This window comes from Lysobacter sp. CFH 32150 (assembly GCF_022758295.1).
Classification (GTDB): Bacteria; Pseudomonadota; Gammaproteobacteria; order Xanthomonadales; family Xanthomonadaceae; genus CFH-32150.
Genome location: NZ_JALDWJ010000001.1, coordinates 72,519 through 96,140 on the forward strand (window position 1 = coordinate 72,519; position 23,622 = coordinate 96,140).

General features: G+C 63.7%; 21 protein-coding genes and 2 tRNA genes. 7 read left to right on the forward strand and 16 right to left on the reverse strand.

Annotated features, from left to right (window positions below; genetic code table 11):
• Positions 1-7: 7 nt before the first annotated feature.
• The 5 genes from MO486_RS00250 (at position 8) to MO486_RS00270 (ending at position 3,510) form a co-directional block, all read left to right on the forward strand.
• Positions 8-1,786, forward strand: a complete 1,779-nt coding sequence (locus MO486_RS00250; RefSeq protein WP_242903520.1) for a copper resistance system multicopper oxidase — start codon at positions 8-10, stop codon at positions 1,784-1,786.
• Positions 1,783-2,658, forward strand: coding sequence for a copper resistance protein B (locus MO486_RS00255; RefSeq protein WP_242903522.1), 876 nt, complete (start codon positions 1,783-1,785; stop codon positions 2,656-2,658). The genes MO486_RS00250 and MO486_RS00255 overlap by 4 nt, the downstream gene beginning before the upstream one ends.
• An 89-nt stretch (positions 2,659-2,747) precedes the next feature.
• Positions 2,748-2,823, forward strand: a tRNA-Ala gene (locus tag MO486_RS00260).
• A gap of 19 nt (positions 2,824-2,842) precedes the next feature.
• Positions 2,843-2,918, forward strand: a tRNA-Glu gene (locus tag MO486_RS00265).
• Positions 2,919-3,051: 133 nt separating this feature from the next.
• A complete protein-coding gene (locus MO486_RS00270; RefSeq protein WP_242903524.1) occupies positions 3,052-3,510 on the forward strand; it encodes a hypothetical protein in 459 nt (152 codons plus the stop codon).
• 11 nt (positions 3,511-3,521) lie between these two features.
• Here MO486_RS00270 and MO486_RS00275 read toward each other — a convergent pair whose 3' ends face one another.
• The 12 genes from MO486_RS00275 to MO486_RS00330 all read right to left on the reverse strand — a co-directional run bounded on the left by MO486_RS00275 (position 3,522) and on the right by MO486_RS00330 (position 14,867).
• A complete protein-coding gene (locus tag MO486_RS00275; protein WP_242903526.1) occupies positions 3,522-5,882 on the reverse strand; it encodes a hypothetical protein in 2,361 nt (786 codons plus the stop codon).
• A complete protein-coding gene (locus MO486_RS00280; protein WP_242903528.1) occupies positions 5,875-6,216 on the reverse strand; it encodes a hypothetical protein in 342 nt (113 codons plus the stop codon). The genes MO486_RS00275 and MO486_RS00280 overlap by 8 nt, the downstream gene beginning before the upstream one ends.
• Positions 6,217-6,415: 199 nt before the next feature.
• Positions 6,416-8,419, reverse strand: a complete 2,004-nt coding sequence (locus MO486_RS00285) for a head maturation protease, ClpP-related (RefSeq protein WP_242903530.1) — start codon at positions 8,417-8,419, stop codon at positions 6,416-6,418.
• 431 nt (positions 8,420-8,850) lie between these two features.
• Positions 8,851-9,150 (reverse strand): hypothetical protein, encoded by a 300-nt coding sequence (locus MO486_RS00290; protein WP_242903532.1) that lies wholly within the window; start codon positions 9,148-9,150, stop codon positions 8,851-8,853.
• A 781-nt stretch (positions 9,151-9,931) separates the two neighbouring features.
• Positions 9,932-10,216, reverse strand: coding sequence for a hypothetical protein (locus MO486_RS00295; RefSeq protein ID WP_242903534.1), 285 nt, complete (start codon positions 10,214-10,216; stop codon positions 9,932-9,934).
• 74 nt (positions 10,217-10,290) lie between these two features.
• Entirely contained in the window at positions 10,291-10,521 is a 231-nt protein-coding gene (locus tag MO486_RS00300; protein ID WP_242903536.1) for a hypothetical protein, read from the reverse strand.
• Between the two features lie 87 nt (positions 10,522-10,608).
• Entirely contained in the window at positions 10,609-11,322 is a 714-nt protein-coding gene (locus tag MO486_RS00305) for a hypothetical protein (protein ID WP_242903539.1), read from the reverse strand.
• Positions 11,319-11,576 (reverse strand): hypothetical protein, encoded by a 258-nt coding sequence (locus MO486_RS00310; RefSeq protein WP_242903541.1) that lies wholly within the window; start codon positions 11,574-11,576, stop codon positions 11,319-11,321. The genes MO486_RS00305 and MO486_RS00310 overlap by 4 nt, the downstream gene beginning before the upstream one ends.
• Before the next feature lie 5 nt (positions 11,577-11,581).
• A complete protein-coding gene (locus tag MO486_RS00315; protein WP_242903543.1) occupies positions 11,582-11,824 on the reverse strand; it encodes a hypothetical protein in 243 nt (80 codons plus the stop codon).
• 46 nt (positions 11,825-11,870) lie between these two features.
• Positions 11,871-13,184, reverse strand: coding sequence for a tyrosine-type recombinase/integrase (locus tag MO486_RS00320; RefSeq protein WP_242903546.1), 1,314 nt, complete (start codon positions 13,182-13,184; stop codon positions 11,871-11,873).
• A gap of 230 nt (positions 13,185-13,414) precedes the next feature.
• Positions 13,415-13,900, reverse strand: coding sequence for a DUF1249 domain-containing protein (locus tag MO486_RS00325; protein WP_242903548.1), 486 nt, complete (start codon positions 13,898-13,900; stop codon positions 13,415-13,417).
• A gap of 145 nt (positions 13,901-14,045) precedes the next feature.
• On the reverse strand, positions 14,046-14,867 hold the full coding sequence (locus MO486_RS00330) for a pyruvate, water dikinase regulatory protein (protein ID WP_242903550.1): 822 nt from the start codon (positions 14,865-14,867) through the stop codon (positions 14,046-14,048).
• Between the two features lie 112 nt (positions 14,868-14,979).
• Here MO486_RS00330 and ppsA point away from each other — a divergent pair, with 112 nt between their 5' ends.
• Positions 14,980-17,382: a phosphoenolpyruvate synthase gene (ppsA, locus tag MO486_RS00335; protein ID WP_242903552.1), complete on the forward strand. Its 2,403-nt coding sequence runs from the start codon at positions 14,980-14,982 to the stop codon at positions 17,380-17,382.
• An 18-nt stretch (positions 17,383-17,400) separates the two neighbouring features.
• Here ppsA and MO486_RS00340 read toward each other — a convergent pair whose 3' ends face one another.
• Together MO486_RS00340 and orn are read right to left on the reverse strand one after the other, a co-directional pair.
• Positions 17,401-20,370, reverse strand: a complete 2,970-nt coding sequence (locus MO486_RS00340) for a two-component regulator propeller domain-containing protein (RefSeq protein ID WP_242903555.1) — start codon at positions 20,368-20,370, stop codon at positions 17,401-17,403.
• A 96-nt stretch (positions 20,371-20,466) separates the two neighbouring features.
• Positions 20,467-21,036, reverse strand: a complete 570-nt coding sequence (gene orn / locus MO486_RS00345; RefSeq protein WP_242904574.1) for an oligoribonuclease — start codon at positions 21,034-21,036, stop codon at positions 20,467-20,469.
• A 73-nt stretch (positions 21,037-21,109) separates the two neighbouring features.
• On the opposite strand from orn, the gene MO486_RS00350 reads away from it, so the two are divergent.
• Positions 21,110-21,577, forward strand: coding sequence for a DUF2721 domain-containing protein (locus tag MO486_RS00350; protein ID WP_242903557.1), 468 nt, complete (start codon positions 21,110-21,112; stop codon positions 21,575-21,577).
• Here MO486_RS00350 and tadA read toward each other — a convergent pair whose 3' ends face one another.
• Positions 21,578-22,057 (reverse strand): tRNA adenosine(34) deaminase TadA, encoded by a 480-nt coding sequence (gene tadA / locus MO486_RS00355; protein WP_242903559.1) that lies wholly within the window; start codon positions 22,055-22,057, stop codon positions 21,578-21,580.
• A complete protein-coding gene (gene guaA / locus MO486_RS00360) occupies positions 22,054-23,622 on the reverse strand; it encodes a glutamine-hydrolyzing GMP synthase (protein ID WP_242903561.1) in 1,569 nt (522 codons plus the stop codon). The genes tadA and guaA overlap by 4 nt, the downstream gene beginning before the upstream one ends.

Genomic DNA, 23,622 nt, shown 5'->3' on the forward strand with positions numbered 1-23,622 from the left:
GTGCTCGATGTCTGCAGATTTTTCCGATTACGAACAGCGCTCCAAACTGTCGCGACGACATTTCGTGCAGGGACTAGCCGCGGGTGGCGCCGTCGCCGGCCTCGGGCTTTGGTCGAAGCCGTTATGGGCGCTGAAATCACCGGACCGGCCGAATGTGCTCGCCGGCACCGAGTTCGATCTGGCCATCGGCGAAACCCCGATGAACTTCACCGGTCGCACGCGCACTGCGATCACGGTAAATGGTTCCCTGCCCGCGCCGATCCTGCGTTGGCGCGAAGGCGACACCGTCACTTTGCGCGTGTCCAATCAATTGCCGGCCGGTTCGATCCACGGCCATGAAACTTCACTGCATTGGCACGGCATCCTGCTGCCGGCCAACATGGACGGCGTGCCGGGGCTGAGCTTCAACGGCATCCATCGTGGCGAGACCTACACCTACCGCCTCCAGGTGCGCCAGGGTGGCACCTACTGGTACCACAGCCACTCCGCGATGCAGGAACAAGCCGGACTTTATGGCGCGCTGGTGATCGATCCTGCCGATCCCGAGCCGTTCGCCTATGACCGCGACTACGTGGTCCTGTTGTCGGACTGGACCGACCTGAATCCGGCAGCGCTGTTCTCGCGGCTGAAGAAAATGCCGAGCCACGACAACTATTACAAACGCACGGTCGGCGATTTCTTCCGCGATGTCGATAAAAACGGACTCGATGCGACGAGCGCAGACCGTAAGTCGTGGGGTGAAATGCGCATGACGCCGACCGATCTGTCGGACGTCAATGCACACACCTATACCTACCTGATCAACGGCACGACTTCGCTCGGCAACTGGACCGGCTTGTTCCGCTCCGGCGAAAAAGTGCGACTGCGCTTCATCAATGGCTCGTCGATGACCCACTTCGACGTGCGTATCCCCGGCCTCAAGATGACCGTGGTCGCCGCCGATGGACAGTACGTGCACCCGGTATCGGTGGAGGAGTTCCGCATCGCCGCTGCCGAGACCTTCGATGTGATCGTCGAACCATCGGGCCAGGACGCGTTCACGATTTTCGCGCAAGACATGGGGCGCACCGGCTACGTCAGCGGCACGCTTGCTGTTCGCGAGGGTCTGCGCGCACCCGTGCCTGCAGTCGATCCGCGTCCGCTGCTGACGATGCAGGACATGGGCCACGGCAGCCGCATGGACCACGACATGTCGAAGATGAAAGGCATGGAAGGCGGTTGTGGCGCGAACATGCAGGTGCAAGGCATGGACCACGGCAACATGGTGAGCCATCCCGCCAGCGAAACTGGCAACCCGCTGGTCGACATGCAGACCATGTCGCCAACGCCGAAGCTCGATGATCCGGGCATCGGCCTGCGCGACAACGGCCGCAAGGTGCTCACTTACGCCGATCTCAAGAGCACATTCGAAGATCCCGACGGGCGCGATCCCGGGCGCACGATCGAACTACACCTCACCGGACACATGGAGAAGTTCGCCTGGTCATTCGATGGCGTCAAGTTCTCCAGCGCCGACCCGTTGAAGCTCAATTACGGCGAGCGTATGCGCATCGTGCTGGTCAACGACACGATGATGACCCATCCCATCCACCTGCACGGCATGTGGAGCGACCTGGAGGACGAACACGGCAACTTCCAGGTGCGTAAACACACCATCGACATGCCACCAGGCAGCAAGCGCAGCTACCGCGTCCGTGCCGATGCGCTCGGCCGCTGGGCGTATCACTGCCACCTGCTCTATCACATGGAAGCCGGGATGATGCGTGAAGTGAGGGTCGAGGAATGAGCACGCGTACCATCGCACTCGCCCCATTCACGATCGGCCTGCTGGCGTTGAGCGCAGTGGCGCGTGCCCAGGACCATTCGCAACATCAGATGCCAACAGCCGTCACGCAGGACCACGCGCAGCATGAGGTCAAACCGAAGCCTGCGGCGACAACTGAACAGCCGCGCACACCGATTCCAGAACTCACGGATGACGACCGCGCTGCCGCCTTCCAGGATATTGGCGGCCATGCGGCGCATGACAACAGCATCCAGTACTACTTCTTGCTGGATCGTCTGGAAACATCGAATGCCGACCACGGCAACGGCCTGGAATGGAAAGGCCAAGGCTGGATCGGCACCGATCTCAACAAACTCCGCTTGCGTAGCGAGGGCGAGCGCATCGACGGCCGCACGCGGCGCGCCGACCTCGAGGTGCTCTACGGACGCAGCGTCGCCCGTTGGTGGGATGTCGTCGCCGGCATTCGCCATGACAGCGAGCCCGGCGCCTCGCAAGATTTCGTCGCGTTCGGGGTGATGGGCGTGGCGCCGTACAAATTCGAGGTCGAAGCCACCGTTTACATCGGTCAGTCCGGCCAGACTGCTGCGCGGTTGGAGGCGGAATACGACACCTTGCTGACCAATCGCCTAATCCTCCAGTGGCAGGCCGAAGCAGAGCTTTATGGCCAGGGCGACGCGCCCCGCGGCATCGGTCCTGGGCTCAATCGGATCGAGGGTGGGTTACGCCTGCGCTATGAGTTCACCCGTCGGTTCGCGCCCTACATTGGCGTCGCGTGGGAACGGGCTTATGGCGACGCCGCGAATTTCCGCCGCGACGAGGACGCAAGCATCGAGGACACCCGTTTCGTGATGGGCCTGCGCGTATGGTTCTGAACCGGAGGGCGACATTGACGACTAAAGCGCGCACACGGCGCTTGACGCTTACTCCAGCAGCCCGCTAAACTTTCGCGCTTTCCAGCAGTGGGGCCATAGCTCAGCTGGGAGAGCGCTTGCATGGCATGCAAGAGGTCGCCGGTTCGATCCCGGCTGGCTCCACCACTTTGCTGAAGTTTCACCTGTCCCCATCGTCTAGAGGCCTAGGACATTACCCTTTCACGGTAGCGACCGGGGTTCGAATCCCCGTGGGGACGCCAGTTAAAACAAACACTTAGGGCTGCCGAGAGGCGGCCCTAAGTGTTTTTGGGGGGCGGTTGGGGAATAGTTGCACGGCTCAGATTGAATCCAGGGCTACCATGCGCCGGAGCCGACAACTGCGCTGGACTGGCCATGCAACTTCCGTGGGTTAAGAAACAACGTTTCGAGCTGGAATTGTTGCGATCTCTTGCAGCTGCAGGCGAGATGTCGGCAACTGATTGGCTGAAGGCGGTGCCGCGTAATCGCGGAACGTATGTCGACTTCTATGGTGCTGCGGCGCTCTTCCATGCCGGTTATGTCCACGCCGACACGATGGCGAGCCAAGGAAGACCCGCAGGCTCTCTTGGAGAGAAAATCAATCAAACCGCGGAGTTGCTCTGCCAGATCATGCTGAAGCCCGGCGAGAGCTTTGAGATTTACGGCTGCCCTCGCGAGCCATGGGAAGCCGGCGAGGTACGTGTATTCGCAACCGCCGATGGCTTGCTCCGACTAGAGGAGGAAGCCGACAAAGGCACTGATCGACGCATGGCCATTTTGGTGGCCATCCTTGCCGCCCTCATCTCTGCGCTTGCAACGAAGCAGTTCGCGTAGGACGTGTGTTTTCAGCTGCCGGCATAACGAACCAAGCCCTCCCAGTTATTGCGCACGTGGGTCAGAATCACTTGTTCACCTGCAGCACCGGCTAAAGCGTCGGCCACGGCTCGGTCGCCAATCGCCACCACTGGTGTCTTCACGATCGTGCGATCTTGGCCGCCACCATTCCGGATGTGCCGCGGATCGTTCCTGGTCAGCACCTCCTCTCCGCGCTCGAGGATCGCTGGCACTTCCTTCGGCCCGAGGCCGGCGATGCCCCCGCCGTGGTAACGCGGCGCGAACCCCAACAGCATTGGATTTGCCTGGCGAATGCTGCCCCCTTCGCCGGCGACGCCACCACCGTGCATAACCGCGAACCCCATCGCCCGCATGGCAGTCTTTACCGCCATCAACGCGAGTTGCTGGGCAATCATCTGCGCGATGCCTCGGACGAAGGAACTCACGAAGTCCCTAAAGGCATCCTTCGCTGACTTGGCGCCGGTCGCTAGGTCAGTCAGGAAGTTGGTCAGCGAGTCGACCGCGATATCCTTCGCTTGCTGCTGCAGGCGATCCTGAGATGCAGCGACATCACCGATATTGCCGGTGAGCTCCTGGAGGAAGGCGAGGACGGCGGGATCCTTGGTGGATTCGTAGTAGGCCTGCACTGCGGTGCGCAGATCCTGCAGCTGCTGCAGTGACTTTGCCCGCAGGGTGGCGACCTTCTCTTCGGCTTCGTTATCTCTAATGAGTCCGCCGGCTGCCTGGGCGCCGAGGGATGTCTGGCCAGCCTGTAGAGCTCCGGTGATTTCCTGCATCTTGGTCCGGAACTCTTCCAGGCGTGCCTGGACCTTCTTGATGTCGATCAACTGCTCGACTATCGCGACGCCGGCGACGTTGCTGTTCTTGCGCAGCCGATCCAGCAATTCGCCATAGCGTGCTTCGATCTCTTTGAACGATGCTTCAGCGTTGCGGCCAGTAGCGCGGAGTAGTTCGATGTCAGCGGCATCGAGTTGATCCTGCAGCGCCTCTTCGCGCTTGATCTCCTCTTGCTGTAGCCGCTCCATCGCCAGCTTGCTCTGGGCTTCCAGTCGCTCCATCTCTTTGCGTAGGGCCTCGGCCTTGCGCCGTGCCTCGTCGGATCCCTTTCCAACCTTCCCTGGGTCGAAACTGGAAGCTGCGCCCGTGGGGTTGTCGGAAGCGGCGGCTCCCTCAGGTGCGGTCTTCGCGGATTGCTGCGCTCGCATCTTCGCCAGCAGCACGTTGATGTCCTGGAGCTTGGCTCGCAACTTCTCCGCATTCTCCGCCGGTCCCTTCAATGGATCGACCTCACCAGAGCGACCGCCGGCGACCAGCCTGGCGCGCTGCAAGGGTCCACCCTCCAGACTGGCCAGATCGTCCTGGAGGGCTGAGTACTTCGCCAGCAACCCGAGGTAGGTCTTCTGCGAATCCTTGGCCAGAGCGTCAATGATCGCGACGCGGATGCCATTGACAGCACCCACTGCGCGAGCAGCGAAGTTGATCAGGTTTCCCAGACCGTTCACGATCGATGCGAAGCCGGCTTTGACCTCAGCACTGTTGAGGGTCCGCGCGAGCTCCTGCAGCGCGACCTTGGCGTCCTTCAGCCCACCGCGGCTGCTGTCACCCTCCAGCAGATCACCGAAAGCGTTTCGTGCCTGCTGCAGCGCCCCGGAGAGCGTATCCGCTGCGGCCGGCGCTGATCCGCCCATCTGTGTAGTGAGTTCGGCCAGAATGATGCGCTGCGCCTTGGCGACGTCTCCGGTCTCGACCAGGTCGGCTATGACTTCCTTCTGCTGCGTCGAGAATTGCACACCTGCGCGACCCAGCGCGGTGATGCCTTTGACCGGATCATTCAGCGCTTTGCCCACCTGGATGGCAGCGGAGTTGAGATCGGTGCCAAGTCGAACGCTGAGATCGAGGATCGCGGGGATTGCATCCTTGAACACCGCGCCACGGATATTGGTGAACGTCGCGACCACCGCGGACATTCGAACGATCGCGTCATCGCTGAAAGTCGTCGTCTTTTGAAGCGCGCTGGCGTAGAGCGCAATCTCATCGGCCGTAACGCCGGCGATGCCGCCAGTCGACTTGATGCCGGCGCGAAGCTGCGCCATAGCCTCTTCGGACTCGCGCGTGTTCTCGATGATTCCGCGGATGACTGCACCGACAGCGCGAAGGCTCAGGAACGCACCCGCTAACTTGACAACCTCATGGCGAGCACCCGCAATCCCGCGCGACCACTGACCAGCATCGGGCACCGCTCGCGCAGCGTCCGTTTTCAGTTTGGCCAGGTCGCCGCGTAACAGGCCGAGGCCTTGTTTAATATCGGCAAGATCTGCGGAGATCCGGACACGTAAATTTGGCTCAGTCATTGGCGCCTCCGTCATTGGTAGGAACACCGAGCGCTGTGCCTAGCGCAGTCACAACCTGCCGGTTACGTTCGTTTTCTTCATCCCAGCGCAGCAGGTCTTCGCAATACGCCCAGAAGGATTCACGCGTGTGGGGCTGATGTAGGTGCCAGAGTTGGTGATCCCACTGATAGGTCGCGCCGGTGCGCGTATCGTCATCGAAGAAGGCCCAGAACCGGCCCTCTGTAAACTCGCGAAAATTGCCGGCGAGCAAAAATTCATCGAGATTGGGAAGCAAGGGGAGCGGTAACTTTCGTCCGTCCGGCAAGTCGAAATAGCGTCGTTCCTGCTGCTTCATCGCCATTAGCCTCGATAAATGAAACTAGACCCCGCCGAGGTTATCCCCGGCGGGATCTCTACAAGGTCACCACGCCTGATGAAGCTGCGGCCCTTGCTGCCGATGTTGTTGCGGACACCATCGGCTGGCCCGGCTGGCTCCCAGCAGCACATACGCGCGACCCCGTCTCGAAGAACGCGCATGTGGAATGACAAGCCATTTAGGTGATCGGCACCTTGACGGCTCCGCGCCAGTCGAGCCAGCGACCACCGAACACGTGCCGGACCTTGAACGCCTTGGCATCGTCATAGAAACCATCTTCCTCGGAGACCACCGGGCCGTTGTCAGCCTCCAGCCATGCGCGCTCCAGCGTGTCGATTGATTCGGCGCCGGTGAGGACATAGAACGCGCCGCCGTCGAGCCTGGCCTCAACGACCAGCTCAAGCTTGGCCAACCATGCCGGCACGAGGGCGTTGTCGGCCCCTTGCGACATGCTGCGCGCTGCAGCTGCGAGCAGCGTTTCGGCGGCCTGTTCGTGCTCGGGCGCAACCAAGAGGTAACGCGGCGTCAGGTTCAGCACACCGCCACCCAGGGCGGTTTGCCGGCGCAACAGCACGCGGGCGGCGCCGAGAGAATCCGCATCGATAGTGCTCGCACTCGTGGCCAGGTTGCCGTGTGTCGCGTGGAACAGCGGCACTGTGTCCTGCATCGTCGGACCTGCGCCGCTGTTTTCGGCGAAGGTTGCATAGACAGCATCGCCTTCGGCACGTGCTGCCGCCTGCCCGAGTGCCTGCGTCATGCGCAGGAAGGCACCGAGATCGTCATTCACCATCGCTTCCCAGGTCAGCCGCACCAGGCGTCCGAACTTGCCGACGCTGTACGGCACGGCCTTGTCTTCGTCCAGCGCACCGAAGGTGTATTCCGCCCCTTCGACCACTTTCAACAGGTCCGGTGCGCTACCGAGGATTGGTCGAGACTGCGGTTTGAAATCCGGTACCAACACCTTGCGCGTCCAAGCCTCGAACGTAGCCGGCTCGGCTTCAAAACCGCCGCGCAGGGCCTTGTTGAGTGAGTTTTCCAGGATCGCGGGGAAGTCGGAAGTCGACAGTGCCGCGCGAACCAGACCGCCGCGCGACCGGTCACCGAACCCAACAACGCTACGGCCGCTGCGTCGCACGCACGCCTGCATGATGTCAGACAGGCTCATGCCCTGTACGTCCCGCGCACCAGCGTGCGGTTTTTCGACTTTGATTCCAGCCCGGATCGCAAGCGCATCACTCGTGGCCTGGACGAAGTCGCCGCCGTCTGCATGGCCGCCACTGACGCGCATATCACTGGATGGGCGCCCGTTCAGCAGCGTATTGCCGTAGCCGTCGACCGTGACCACGCCGGCGATCGGTGCGCAGTCGCGACCGAGCAGCGCAAGCACTTGCTGTCCGAAAGCGGCCGTTGTGATCGCAGGGTCCGCCAGTGCCTGCAGGGTGTAGTTGCGAATGTCCTGATTGGTATCGATGTAGGGCGCAACCATTGCGGTCATCGTGACATTGCGATCACGCAGCGCGGCTATGAGGACCTCGGTTGCATTGGGCGTTGGCGCCGGCGACGAAGGTGTTTCGGTGCTCGCCGAAGGGTTCGGCACCTGCGGATCGCCGCCGACAGCACCGCGCTTTTTTTTCGGATCCATGAGTAACTCCTTTGGGGTGTTGTAGTAGCCGGCGAAGCTGGCCGGTGCATGTGCGGCGTAGCGCAAGGCTTCCGCGACCTCATCCACGAAGCCGAGCGCTAACGCCTCCTCTGCGCTCATCCACGTTTCAGCAGCAAGCAAGGTCAGCAGATCCTTGCGTGCAAGGCCCGAGCGCGCGTAAGCGCTCAGCATTGCATCGCGGTGTTTGTCCAGAATTTCTGCAGTCCTGCGCAGTTCGGCTGCGTTACCCTGCGTGCTGGCCCACGGATCGTGGATCATCACCAATGCATTCTCAGCAGCGATGATGCGAGCGCCTGCCATTGCAATCAGACTGGCGATCGAGGCTGCTACCCCGTCGATGTAGACGGTTGGCTTGCGCGGCTTCAATGCATTGAAGATCGCGAGCCCTGCGGACACGGATCCGCCTGGCGAATTGATCCGCACATCTACGTCGGCGGCGGGTTCGGATCGGAGTTGCGCCAGCACCTGTTCGGCGTGGCCGTCTTCTATCTCATCGTAGAACGTCAACACGATCTTCATGGCGCTATCGTCGGTGCATCTCCACTGACAGCACCATACCCAGCCGTGTCAGTCGGAGTAACGTTCAACAAGCGATAGAACTGCCGCTGTGACACTGGAAGATCTGCGCGCAAGGCGGCCGCGTGGAGAAACTCTCGCGGTGTCGTGAGCGGGTTGGCTGGCGGCTTTGCTTTCCAGAGGGGCCGGGTGCGCATGAGCGCCTTCGCCACGATCGCTAGCGCCGCAGCCCGCTGGTAAGCCGTACCCGGCAATAGAAGCGCTGCGCGCCGGATCAGAAGATCCCGATCCTCACGTAGCAGCGCCGCATCGATCGTGTTTTCTAAGCACGCGACAGCACTGTCGACCAGGTCTGGCGGCGGCGCCATTCCCGCATCTCGACACACCCTTAGTCGGGCGACGGTGTCGGCGATCAAGGAGGTCATCCGTGCCGCTCAATGCACCTTGGCGCCGGTGCCACGCGGCATACACGTGGCTACCCAGCGTCGCGCATCTTCCGAATCGGGAATGGCATGACCGGAAGCCGCGACCAGGATGGCGAATGCCGCAAAATCGATCGGCGCGAGAATCGTCCACCGCTTGCTTGCGATGATGTAGATGAATGCCGCGCGGGTGCTTGGATCGTATGTCAGCAACGCCAAGCCATCGGCGGAACGGATCGTGTGCGCCGGGTCACTGAAGATCGCCTTGTCCGGTAATACCGGCAGTTGCGCCTGCAGGGTCTGCGCTGACATTGGACTACTCGCTATCGCAAGGAAGATCGTGGTCTTCCCAGCGCTCACGACGTACAGGGCGCTGCGCGGGCTCTGCTCGCTGTGGGGCCTGCATAGGCGCCTTGCCCAAGATGTGGCGCAACCATGATGCAAAGCGGCGCAAGAAGTCAGCCATTGCGCACTTGCCCCCGCACCCCCTTGGAGTGAGTGCGCGCGCGCAGCGTCACTTTCTGTTGCGCGCGTCGTTCAATCGCAACTGCAAGAGCGCACCAGGTGCGGGCGGCAGTGGGATTTCTTCCTCTTCTTACTTTTTCAGAACAGTGTGAGAGAGGGAACATGCGCGCGTGCGGGATGTGCGCCCTCATGTGCGGCCACTCGTGCGGGGTGAAATGCGCGCCACGACAAGCGTGTGTGGGGTGTGCGGCGTGCGTGCGTCGCGGGCGCCTGCGCGCATGTGCGCGTCCGCGGGCGCATGCGCCTGCGCGCGCCTTACGTGCGAGTGACCCCGCACATGCCGCACACGCCTTTAGGATCAAAGAGTTATCCCCGCACGAGTGGCCGCACATGAGGGCGCACATCCCGCACGGCTTGCGGTTCCTCGGTCGCGAATTTCGAGACAACACAATCCAGTAGCGACGACTCGCCATGTTTCAGTAACTCCTCAGGGCGCTATCTACACAGCAAACGCGGTCCGAATTACCCGCATAGGCACCTATCAAGGGAGGACCCATCTCGGCGCCGCGCGATTGCCACGCCGAGCTGTGCTGCGGCGACCCTCTACACCGAGGGGTGGGGGGACGAATCACGAGGCGAGCTCCCGCACCAGACTCAGCGGAATGTAGTAGCGGACGCAGGCGGTGCCTGGATGCCCCGCGATCAGCCTTTCAACGCAGCCAAGCTGTTCCAGCAGGTAAGCAGCTTGCTCACGCGTGAGATGCCGTCCGCGGAGCGCGCGGTCCAGCGGACCAGCCAACAATCCGTGTGCGGCGTCGGCGGCCGTGGTAGACAGCACGCCCCCATATGCGCTCCGCACCGTGTCCTTGCCATATGCGTACCGCACGCATTCCCCGGCGAGCCAGGTGCGCATCCTGGGCACCAGGAGACGCAAGTACGCATCATCAAACAGCCAGCGAGCCCTCGTCGTGGCCAGTGCTGCGCCGTTCACCGTCGCGCCTTCATCAACCGCGGCAGCTGTTCGAGCGACGCCAGGGTGACAAATGTCCGTGCACCGATGCGGAAGGTCTCGATCGTGCCCTCCCGCGCGAGCTTGAAGGCAATCGTGCGGCCGATGCCGAAGCGGGCGCATGCGGGCACTAACGGCGCATAGGAGGGCTGGATAGTCGCCAGCAGATCATCGCTCCGCGTATCGCGACTGTCGGGCGTTTGGTGCATTACTTGAGCCTCCGACCCCCGGTGAACGATTAGGGGTGCGGAGACATTCGACCAGCGCCGCGAACGGCAGGCGAGGAAAAGTCGCAGCTATTTTTTCGCGGTTTTTCCGCGTCGGGCTCTGAGCGTCCGGCCTCGATCCCGGTCATCTGCCGTCGGATGGTAGGCGGTCACGATCTCAGCGACCCGCGTTGGGTGCGGCTGACCGGTGAGTTCTTCCATGAGCCATGTCACTCGCTCATAGGCCACCATCGCCGCACCGTTGGGCCCATCTTGCTGTCTCTCGAACCCATGCATGTGCATGCCGTAGGATGCCCCGGCGCCTCCGTCAATCCATGCCGCCAGGTCGTCCAGGAAGTCGGATAGGCGCGGCGAGTCAGCATTGAGCGTTGGCCACGTCTTTGGCGCCAGGTAAGGCTTCCATCGCTGCTCCCAGCGGAGAGACAACGCATGCAATGTGCCTGCGAACAGCGGGTCGACTTGCCCGTCACGACCCAAGTAATGCGCGGCTTTGCGCAAACTGCTGGCGATGGCCGCGTGCGCTTTCTTTTCCTCCCCCGCCTTGCGGCTGATCGGCTGGACGCGGGCTGCGTAGTCGAGTTGGATCGCGTGTTGGCGCCAATTGATATCGAGCGCCCACACGGTAGCCGGCAGCCGCGCGAGCCGTGACGCCGCTGCGCGAGCAGCGGCGTATAGCGGATCCGGATTCGCTTTGTGCTCCGCTTGGCGCCCTTTGCCAATCGGCTGCACGCGGTGCGCCGCGACGCAGCTGCGTCGCACGGCCCAGGGCAGTGACGAGTTCATGTGCGTCCGCGTGGCGTCGCTTCGTCCAGGATCTCACGCATCCGCACGAGTCGTCGGGCATAGGCCTCGATTTCGTCACTTGGCATGGTGGGGAATTCACGCTGGACCAACTGCGTGGCATCCTCGATCGGCGAGCGTCCGGATGCGGGCAGCGCGCGCACGCCTGACTGCGCGAGCAGCAGCGCCCGCAGACTGCGTGCCGACGCATCAAGCGGCCTAACGCGTCGCGGAAACGGAATGATTTGCGCGGCCATGTCAGTTACTCCGCCCGCTTGCGTTGGGTGATTTCCAGCAATTCTTGCAGCATCTCCTGGAGGGCGTTTCCCGCGAGCTGGATTGAGTCCCATCCTGGGCGCGCGTCGCTGACGCTGGCTGCGCCCATCAAGTCAACAATCGCGCGAGCCCTGCCGACAAGATCGTCTGCACGGTCGAGGTCGGCGATCGGCAGGCAATGACGCGAGGCGTCTGGTTGCGCGAGATTTGTTACGTTTGCTGTTGCCATGATCGAAGGCTCCTTTCGGTTGTGGAAGGCGCGCCGGTTGCTCTAATCAGCCGGCGCGCCGCTTTTTCCCCATGCGGGAAATCTTGTTGTCCGTGCCCAGCCCCAGCGCGGGCAGTTGCGCAACGGCACGCTGCAACTCGCTGGGCAGGTACTGCGCGTAATGCTTGCGCGTGATGCGGCTGTCGCTGTGCCCCAGCGCCTTGGCCACCATTTCGATATCGCGCGTCGCCTGCAGCAACAGCTTGCCGTAGGTCGCACGCGTGGTCTTGAACGTGACGTCGACCAGCTGCGCGGCCGTCGCTGCCGCGAGCATCGGCCGGCGCACGTCGCCGCGCTCCCAGGCGCGGCCGTCGGCGCGTGCGAACACCAGGGCCGCCGCCATCTGGCCAGCGGTCAAGCGATCGAACAGGGCGATGCCCTCAGGCGTCAGAGGCTGCATGAGGGTCTTGCCGGTTTTCGATTGCGCGATGCGGACTAGCGCGTCATCGGCCAGGTAATCGCGGGCGCGCAGCCGCCGCAGGTCGCCGTAGCGGGCGCCGGTCATCAGCGCGCCTGAGAGCAGGTCGCGCAGGTCGGGTGCGGCGGCGTTGAGCAGGCGCACGATCTCGTCGCGTTCCAGCATGCGCGGCAGCGGATCCTCGCCGATGGCGAACGGCGCGACTTTCATCCAGTAACTCGGCAGATTGGCCGGCAGGCGATCGTTTTCCCAAGCGAAATTGAATGCCGCTTTGACGATCGACAGCACCCGGTTCGCGGTGTTGCGGCGGGCGCGGATGTTGCTCGGGTCGGCCATGTCATAGGCGCGCGTCGGGTCCGCGTCGGACTTGCCTTTGCGCTTGGCCAGCGGGTTCGGCTTGCGCCGCGCCGGCAGCTTGCTGGCCAGCGCCTTATGCCAGGCGCGTAGCGCGCCGGCATCGAGCGCCGTGATCAGCTTCTCGCCGATCCCATGGGCGACGTGGCGCGCGATCGAGGCCTTCGCCATCGCTTCGGAGCCTTTGCCGGCCAGATGCTGCGCGAAGTAATAGTCGAGCACCCCATTGAGCGTGAGGCCGTCGCCGTAGTGCCGCGGCTCGGGCTGGCGCGCATCGACCTGCACCGCCTGCGCCCGCGCAATCGCCTGGCTGTAGGTCAGCACGATCTCGCCATCGGGACGCAGCGTGTCGTCGGGCGTGCCCAGGCGTTGCTCGGCATAGCCGCCAGTCGTGCGCTGACGCACCACCCACGCGCTGGCGCGCTTGCCCTTGCGATAGCCGAGGAAGGTGCCGGCGATGACCTGGCGCCAGTACGGCTCGCCGCGCGGCTTCAATTTCGCGCGCGCGCTCGGCGTGCCCAGTTGGTGTTCGATCGGCAACCTTGCCACGGTGGTGACCGTCCATCTTGGGGAGTTATGGGGAATTCATGGCGAACGCCCGCGACCCGCAATGTACGCCGGCCCTTCTGAAAGTCAATGGTGACGCCATTCTGTGAACGCCTGCGAACGGCGGCGGTCGCCGCTTCGTGCGCTTTCACGGTAGCGACCGGGGTTCGAATCCCCGTGGGGACGCCAAACAAAAAAGAAGGCCCGCGCAAGCGGGCCTTCTTTTTTAGGGATCAGGCGGCGATCGGCGCTACGAGTGGTAATCGCCGCAAGGTGGCGACCCCATGCCCCTGCTCGGCCAGGTACTGCAGCCATTTGCCGAGGAACGTGTTCATGCGCAGGCGATGGCTGATTACTTCGGCCGGCGGTGGGTACATGCCGATCACGTCCTGCCAGCGGCGGCCGACGTAGCAATGCGTGGCTTCGACCTGGCGGGCATCGCGGTACAGGCGCAGGTGCGCGGAAGGGTCCGGTTCACCGGTGACCGGATCGCGCAAGGCATAACTGAGGCGCAGCTCGACCGTGTAGGCGTGCTGCTCGATCACTTCCAGCGCCACGTCGATGCCGTCGCTGATGCTGGAGGCGTAACTGCCGACCGCGAGATCACCCGGCGCAAACAGGCGTACCAGGCGCGTGTGATTCTCGGCATACAGCCCCATCAGCCAGCCGAAACGGCTCAGCCTGGGGATGCGTGCGGTGCGGGCGAGAACCTGAGACATGGCCCGATGCTACACGCGCAAAAGCATCTTCGGCAGCATTGACGAATGGCTTTTTCAGGCCTAACTTGATCATTCTCCGCAGTGCCCGACATTGCGCGATCCGCGGGACCCCAGCTTCACAACATCTCGCTGCAGAACATTTCGCTCAGAACATCTCGCGATGGATTCCGAGGGTGGTCAGCACCTTGCTGGCGATTTCCTCGATCGAAGTGTGCGTCGTGCTTTGCGTCGGAATGCGCTCGATGCTGAACATCGCTTCGGCAGCAGCGACTTCACGCTTGCACGTATCGAATTGCGAATAGCGCGAATTCGGCCGCCGTTCCTGGCGGATCTGCTGCAGGCGGATCGGGTCGATGGTCAAGCCGAACAGCTTGTTGCGATGCACGCGCAACCGCGGTGGCAGGCGGTCGGATTCGAGATCCTCTTCGGTCAGCGGGTAATTGGCCGCGCGGATGCCGTAATGCAGCGCCAGGTATACGCAGGTCGGTGTCTTGCCGGCACGCGACACGCCGACCAGGATCATGTCGGCCTCGTTGTAGTCGATGCTGATGCCATCGTCGTGGGTCAGCGCGTAGTTCATCGCGTTGATGCGGCGATGGTAGGTGTCGAAGTCGGCGATGCCGTGGGCCTGTCCCACCCGCGGCTGACGCGGCTCCCCAAGTTCGTGCTCCAGCGGTGCGATGAAAGGTGCGAACACATCCAGCATCAGTGCCCCGCTCTCGGCGAGCAATCGGTTGAGTTCGCTGTCGACGCAGGAATTGACCACGATCGGGCGCACGCCGCCGGCTTCGCCAGCTTCGCGGATGCGCGTGGCCGCCTCACGCGCCTTGTCTGCGGTATCCACGAACGGAATGCGGTCGGTCGCGAAAACGGTTCCGGAGAACTGGGTCAGCAGGCTGTGGCCGATGGTTTCGGCGGTAATCCCGGTGCCGTCGGACACATAGAACACCGGACGCGTGACGGACATGCGAGGGACTCCATGTGAACGGCAAGCGCCGCGGCTGGCTGGGTTGCTAAAATAACGGCTTCGGCCGGCGCTTGTCCGGTCCTCCCCTGCTTTTTCCTTCGGAGTGCCCGCCTTGAGCGCCAACATCCTGTGGCTGCACGACCTGCGCCTGACCGACCTCGCCCAGGTCGGCGGCAAGAATTCCTCGCTCGGCGAGATGATCGGCAACCTGGCCAAGCTCGGGGTGTCGGTGCCAGGGGGATATGCCACCAGTGCGGATGCGTTCAAGGCCTTCATCGCCCACAACAACCTTCACCAGCGCATCTTCGACAAGCTGGCGACGCTGGATGTCGAGGACGTCCCTGCGCTCACCGCAGCCGGCGGCGAAATCCGTGGCTGGGTGATCGACGCGCCGTTGCAGCCGGATCTCGATGCGGACATCCGCATTGCGTACCGCAAGCTGTGCGACGAGAACGGTGGTGCGGCTTCAAATGGGAACGACGTGGCGGTCGCAGTGCGTTCTTCCGCCACGGCCGAAGACCTGCCCGACGCCTCCTTCGCCGGCCAGCAGGAAACCTTCCTCAATGTCACCGGTGCCGATGACGTCGTGCACAAGGTCAAGGAAGTCTTCGCCAGCCTCTACAACGACCGCGCGATTGCTTACCGCGTGCACCACGGTTTCAAGCACGAGGACGTGTTCCTCTCCGCCGGCGTGCAGCTGATGGTGCGCTCGGACGTCGGTTCGTCAGGCGTGCTGTTCACGCTCGACACCGAATCCGGTTTCCGCGAGGTGGTGTTCATCACCGCCAGCTATGGCCTGGGCGAGAACGTCGTCCAGGGCGCGGTCAATCCGGACGAGTTCTACGTTTACAAGCCAACCTTGCGACAGGGCAAGCCCGCGATCCTGCGCCGTTCGCTCGGTTCCAAGCAGATCCGCATGGTGTATTCGTCGACGCCGGGCGAACGCGTGCGCAACGAAGACACGCCCGCAGAGCTGCGCAACAAATTCTCCATCTCCGACGCCGACGTCCACGAGCTCGCCAAGCAGGCGCTGGTGATCGAACAGCACTACGGCCGCCCAATGGACATCGAGTGGGCCAAGGATGGCGTCAGCGGCAAGCTCTTCATCGTGCAGGCACGCCCTGAAACGGTGAAGTCGCGCGGCCACGCGACGCAGATCGAGCGTTACACCCTGCAGCAACGCGGCGAAGTGATCGCCGAAGGCCGCGCGATCGGCCAGAAGATCGGCAGCGGCACCGCGCGCGTGGTGCGCAGCCTCGCCGACATGTCCCGCGTTCAGCCCGGCGACGTGCTCGTCGCCGACATGACCGATCCGGACTGGGAGCCGGTGATGAAGCGCGCCGCCGCCATCGTCACCAACCGCGGCGGCCGCACCTGCCACGCCGCGATCATCGCGCGCGAGCTTGGTGTGCCCGCGGTTGTCGGCACCGGCAATGCGCTCGACACCATCGTCGATGGCGATGTGGTCACGGTCAGCTGTGCCGAAGGCGACACTGGTTTCATCTACGGCAGCGCCCTGCCCTTCGAGCGTACGACGACCGACCTCGACAACATGCCGCCGGCGCCGCTCAAGATCATGATGAACGTCGCCAACCCCGATCGCGCCTTCGATTTCGGCATGCTGCCGAACGCGGGTATCGGCCTGGCACGGCTGGAAATGATCATCGCCAGCCACATCGGCGTGCATCCGAAGGCGTTGCTCGAATATGCACAACAGGACGCGGAAACCAAGAAGAAGATCGACGCCAAGATGGCCGGCTATGCCAGCCCGGTCGATTTCTATGTCGATCGCCTGGCCGAAGGCATCGCCACGATCACCGCATCAGTCGCGCCCAATCCCGTGATCGTCCGCCTGTCCGACTTCAAGTCGAACGAATACGCCAACCTGATCGGCGGTTCGCGTTACGAGCCGCACGAAGAGAATCCGATGATCGGCTTCCGCGGCGCCAGCCGTTACGTCGACCCTTCGTTCAAGGACGCCTTCGCGCTCGAGTGTCGCGCGGTGCGCAAGGTCCGTGACGAGATGGGTCTGGACAACCTGTGGGTGATGATTCCGTTCGTGCGCACCCTTAGTGAAGGCCGCAAGGTGCTCGAGGTGCTCGCAGAGAACGGCCTCAAGCAGGGCGACCGTTCTGGAGAAGGGCCGGGCCTGAAGGTGATCATGATGTGCGAAGTACCGTCGAACGCCTTGTTGGCCGACGAGTTCCTCGACATCTTCGACGGCTTCTCGATCGGCTCCAACGATCTGACCCAACTCACCCTCGGCCTCGACCGCGACTCGGCCATCGTCGCCGGCCTCTTCGACGAGCGTGACCCGGCGGTCAAGAAGATGTTGTCGATGGCGATCAGCGCCGCACGCGCCAAGGGCAAGTACATCGGCATCTGCGGCCAGGGCCCATCCGATCATCCGGATCTGGCGCAGTGGCTGATGGAGCAAGGGATCGAGTCGGTGTCGCTGAATCCCGACACGGTGGTCGACACCTGGTTGAAGCTGGCGAAGTCGAAGGCGAGCTAGACCTTCCGATCGCCGGTCTCAACCGTGGATGCGGTTGCGACCGGCGCGCTTGGCTTCGTATAGCAACGAGTCGGCGCGACTGACCAGTTTTTCGTGGTGGGCCAAACCCGTGCGTTCGGCCACGCCGCCGCTGAGCGTCATCCTCCAGCCCGGCGCGAAACCACTGCAGTCGAGCGCTTCAATGGCCCGGCGGATACGTTCGCAGTGCACTCGCGCCTGTTCGATCGGCGTGTCGGGGAAAACCACCGCGAATTCCTCGCCACCCCAACGGGCGCCGATGCCGTGATCGCGCAATTCGTTTCGCAGCGCCATGGCGACTTCCCGCAGCGCGATATCGCCCGCGGCGTGCGAGTAGTCGTCGTTGATGCGTTTGAAATCATCGAGGTCGAGTAACGCGAAGCTGAGTGGGCGCTGATCGCGCGCTGCTGCTTCGAACTCGCGCGCAAGCTGCTCATCGAGGCTGCGGCGATTGGCCAGGCCGGTCAACGCGTCCTCGCGCGCCTGACGCTCGAACGCTTCCGACTTTTCCTGCAATTGCTGCAGCAGGCGGGTCTTCTCGTTATCGGCGGCCAGCAAGCGTGCGGTCTGTTCGCGCAGGTCCTGGGTGCGCGTGTCGACCAGGGCCGCCAGTTGCGTGGCACGCCGGTCAAGCTGTCCGATCCGCCAGCGATAGAAGCCGAACGCCAGCAGCAACAATGCCAGCGCGCACAGCGGCAGGAACCAGACCTGTTGCCACAAATGCGGCGGGATCTCGATCTGCACGACCGTGTTGTCCGGATTCCAGCCCTGCCCCAGCCCGGGCGCTGCAGCGCTGACGATGAAACGATACTGCCCCGGCTTGAGATTGGTGTACTGCGCGAAGCGCTGGTTGCCGCGTTCGACCCAGTGATCGTCGACGCCTTCGAGGCGATAGCGGTAACGGATCAACCTCGGCATCTGGAAACTCAGACCAGCGTAGTGGAACTCGAGCTTGCGCGTGCCTGCAGGCAGGACGAGCTTCGGCTGCGGCAGCACGGCACGATCGTCGGCCAGCAATTGCTCGATCACCACCGAGGGCTGCTGCCGCTGGTAGCTGTGCAGCACGGATGGATTGACCGTAGCGGCGCCCTTGGCAGTCGCAACCCAGATGTTGCCGCGGTGATCGCGCAACGCCGCCGGGCCGGAACCGCCGTTGCACTGGCTGCTCGCGAGACCATCGGCTTCGCCGAAATGGTCGACGTCGAGGCGCGGACGCCGGCCATCCAGCACTGCCTCCGCCTCCTTGCGGTCGATGCGCATGACGCCGCGGTTGGAGGTCAGCCAGAGACCACCCGCACGGTCGTCGATGACCTGGAACAAGGTGTCGACCGGTAATCCTTGCGCCAGTCCGATCACATGGTTGCGCCCTGCCCGGTGTCGCACCAATCCGCGATCGGTCGCGACCCAGAGCGTGCCGTCGATGTCCTCGTGGAAATCGAATACGTCCTGCGCCGAGTTCATCGCGTGCAGATCCAGCGGCACGATGCGATCGCGGATGACCTGTGCAGCGCCGTTGGCGGTGCCGACCCAGAGCGTGCCGTCCTTGGCGATGTGGAGGCTGAGGATGAATTCGCGCGGCAACCCGTTGGCCACGCCGAAACGCCGGAACTTGCCGTCGCGCAATTGCACCAGGCCGCGCGAAGTGCCGATCCACAAGGTGCCGTCCGGCGCCTGCGCCAAAGCGCGTACCTGATTGCTGCCAGGCATGCCGCTGCGGGTGTCGAAGTGTTCGATCACGCGGCCATCTCGCAGCTGCATCAACCCGCTGACGTACGTACCGGCCCACAAGCTGCCATCGGCGGTTTCGAGCAGGCTGAGGATCGAATCGCCAGGCAAGCCATCAGCGCTGGTGAACACCCCGTCGAGCTTGCCACCACGCCAGCGGTTGAGGCCGCGGCTCGTGCCGATCCAAATACTGCCATCGCGACTCTCGGCCAACGCGCGCACGTAGTCGTCACTAAGCCCGTGCTCGGTGTTGTAGGTACTGAATGGCGCATCGCGAAGGCGCAGCAACCCGGCGTTGGTGCCGGCCCAGAGACTGCCCTCGCGGTCGACGAACAGTGCTGCCACGCGGTTGTTGGGCAGACCGCGCTGGCTGCTGAACTGCTCGACACTGTTGTCGGTCAGCCGCAGCAGGCCGTGGTTGACCGTGCCGACCCACATCGCTCCACTGGCATCGAGTGCGAGGCTCGGCACGCCGTCCGCTGGCAGGCGTTCGGATAGCGGTACGAAACGTTCGCCGACGCGGCGGTAAGCGCCGTTCTCGGTCCCTACGTAGAGCTGGCCGTCAGCAGTCTGGAGCAGGCGAAACACGGGGGCATCCGGCAATCCCGCCGCGGCGCCATACAGGGTCGTGCGATCGTCGACGAGGTGCACCAGCCCTTCCGCCGTCGCAGCCCAGACCGAGTCGTCGCGGTCCAGCAGCAGCCCGAACATCACGCTCGAAGGCAGGCCACTGCCTTGGGTGAACTGGCGCGACTTGCCGCCATCGATGCGGGTGATGCCGGCACTTTCCGTGGCGACCCACAAGCGCCCCTTGCGGTCCTCGACGGCGTCCATGACCTCGTCCTGGGCCAGGCCATCGGCAGTGGTCAGGGTGCGCCAGGTGTTGCCGCGGTGGATGGTGACGCCGCCGCGCGACGTGCTGAGCACCAGCGCGCCGTCGGCGGCGATACGAATCGCGCGGATCCCGTTGTCCTGCAGTGCCGGCGTGTTGCGTCGGTCGAAGACGTGGAACTCGAGGCCGTTGTAGCGGACCAGGCCTTCCCAGGTGCCGAGCCAGAGGTAGCCATCGGGGGTCTGGGCGATCGCGTTGACCTGGTTGTGCGGCAGGCCGTCGCGTGTCGTCCAGGTTTCGCGGAAGTAGGCGCTGACCGGCTTGTCGATGGCTTGTTTGTCGAACGTGGGTGCCGGTGTGTTGGCCGGAGCCTGACCGGCAGCGAGTACGGCCAATGGCAGAAACAACAACAAGCAGGCGAGCATGCGACGCAGACCGCTGCATCGGTCGCCGCTACCCGCTGTGCCGTACTTCCCCATGCCTACCGCCGAACATCCCCGGGTGACCGTTCAGGCCGGCGGCAATCCCGCCAAAGTGCCCATATGGCGCCGATAGTAGGCCAACTCGGCGATCGAATCGTGGACGTCGCTGAGCGCGGTGTGGGCCGACTGCTTGCGTACCCCGGCCAACACCGACGGCGCCCAGCGCCGCGCCAGTTCCTTGACCGTACTGACGTCGAGGTTGCGGTAGTGGAAGTGCTTTTCCAGCGCCGGCATCAGCCGGTGCAGGAAGCGGCGGTCCTGGCAGATCGAGTTGCCGCACATCGGCGATGCATTCGCCGGCACCCATTCGGACAGGAACGCCAGGGTCTTCGCCTCCGCCGCGTCCAGGCTGACGGTGCTGTCGAGCACGCGCTGCCACAACCCCGACTTGCCGTGCTGGGTACGGTTCCATTCGTCCATGGCTTGGAGCGCGGCCAGTGGGTGCGCAATCGCCAGTTCCGGGCCTTCGGCCAGCACGTTGAGCTGCGCATCGGTGACGATGGTGGCGATCTCGAGGATCGAGTCGTGCTCCGTATCGAGCCCGGTCATTTCCAGGTCGATCCAGATCAGCCGGCCTTCGTATGAATTCGCAGCCATGCGCTCGCGGTCGGGCTCGTAGTTGGATTGGGGTCGCGGCATGATAGCCCAGCACCCGCCACGGACCGTCCCCATGCCGCAGAACCTCGCGCTGACCCATTACGCGATCCTGACCGCGATGCTCGCGCCCGCGTTCTTCCTCACGGCGACCGCATCGTTGCTGATGTCGGCGAATACAAGGCTGGCACGCATCATCGACCGCACGCGGGTGCTGCTGAAGGACCTCGCCGCAGCCGACGATCCCGCCGAGAGCGACCTGCTAGACCAGCGGATCGCCCTACAGCGGCGCCGCACCCTGCTCGTCATGCGCGGCAGCCAATGCCTTTACCTGGCGATCAGTTTCTTCGTCGGCACCAGCTTGACCGTCGCCGCAGATTCGCTGCTTGGCTATCGCCTGGGTGCGGCACCGACGATCCTGGCCGTGCTGGGCGTGCTGAGCATGTTCGCCGCCAGCATCTTGCTGGCGCGCGAGTCGGCCCTTGCGGTCAAGCTCGTGAACGACGAGATGGACCACGCGCATGCGCGCGCGCGGCGCCGCTGATCAGGCGAGCGGCGGTTTGCCGCGCTTGCGGCGGAAATAATTGCTGAGTCTGGCGCCAGCTTCATCCGCCAGCACCCCGCCCTGCACTTCCACGCGATGGTTGTGGCGTGGATCGGCAAGCAGGTCGAACACACTGCCGGCGGCGCCGGTCTTGGGATCGCTGGCGCCAAAGACCAGCCGCGAGATGCGTGCGTGCACCATCGCCATCGCGCACATCGCGCAGGGTTCGAGGGTCACATACAACGTGCTGCCGAGGAGGCGATGATTCCCGACCTTCGCGCCGGCAGAGCGCATCGCGACGATCTCGGCATGCGCGGTCGGATCGCGCTCCGTGATGTTGCGATTCCAGCCTTCGCCGAGGATGTCGCCTTCGGCTGAGACCAGCACGGCGCCGACCGGGATCTCGTCGTCCTCATGCTCCGCGCGCTGCGCGAGCGCGAGCGCGTGGTGCATCCAGCGTTCGTCGGGGGTCTCGCTCATTCCCACTCGATGGTCGCGGGCGGCTTGCCGCTGATATCGTAAACAACGCGAGAAACACCGCGTAACTCATTAATAATTCGATTAGAAACCTTGCCCAAAAACTCATAGGGCAAGTGTGCCCAATGCGCCGTCATGAAGTCGATGGTCTCGACCGCGCGCAAGGCGATCACCCATTCGTACGCGCGTGCGTCGCCGACCACGCCAACCGACTTTACGGGCAGGAACACTGCGAACGCCTGGCTGGTCTTGTCGTACAGGTCGGCCTTGCGCAGTTCGTCGATGTAGATGTCGTCGGCGCGCGCCAGCAGTTCCGCGTATTCGCGCTTCACTTCACCGAGGATGCGCACGCCCAGGCCCGGGCCCGGGAACGGATGGCGATACACCATCTCGCGCGGCAGGCCGAGTTCGACGCCGAGGCGGCGCACTTCGTCCTTGAACAACTCGCGCAACGGCTCGACCAGGCCGAGCTTCATGTCCTCGGGCAGCCCGCCGACGTTGTGGTGGCTCTTGATGACGTGCGCCTTGCCGGTCTTGCTGCCCGCGGACTCGATCACGTCGGGGTAGATGGTGCCCTGCGCCAGCCACTTGGCGTTGGTGAGCTTGTGCGATTCCTCGTCAAAGATCTCGACGAACAGGTTGCCGATGATCTTGCGCTTGGCTTCCGGGTCACTGACGCCCTGGAGCTTCTCGAAGTAACGATCGGCCGCATTGACGCGGATAACCTTGACGCCCATGTGCTCGGCGAACATCGCCATCACCTGGTCGCCTTCGTGCCAGCGCAGCAGGCCGGTATCGACGAACACGCAGGTCAGCTGGTCACCGATGGCCTTGTGCAGCAGCGCGGCGACCACCGAGGAATCGACACCACCCGACAGGCCGAGGATGACTTCGTCCGAACCGACCTTCTCGCGAACCCGCGCGATCTGGTCTCCGATGATGTGTTCGGCGGTCCACAGCGTCTGGCACCCGCAGATGTCGACCACGAAGCGGCGCAACAGCGCCTGCCCCTGTTTGGTGTGGGTGACTTCAGGATGGAACTGCACGCCGTACCAGCGCTTGTCCTCGTTCGCCATGGCTGCTACCGGGATGCGGTCGGTACGCGCAGTGACGGTGAAGCCCGGCGGCGCCTCCGAAACGTGGTCGCCGTGGCTCATCCAGACATCCAGCCGTGGCGGCGAACCTGGATGGTCCTTGAGGCCATCGAGCAACGAATCCTGCGCGACCAGTTCGACTTCGGCATGCCCGAATTCGCGTGCATCGGCCGCTTCCGTCGCACCACCGAGCTGCGCAGCGAGCGTCTGCATGCCGTAGCAGATGCCGAGGATCGGCAGGCCGGCATCGAACACTTGCTGCGGTGCTTTTGGAGCGCCCTCGAGCGTGGTCGACTCCGGACCGCCGGAAAGGATGATGCCCTTCGCGCCGAACTTGGCGATCTCGGCCGGATCGTGGTCCCAGGCCCAGATTTCGCAATAGACGCCGATCTCGCGGATGCGGCGGGCGATCAGCTGCGTGTACTGCGCGCCGAAATCGAGGATGAGGATCTTGTCGCTATGGATGTCGGTCAT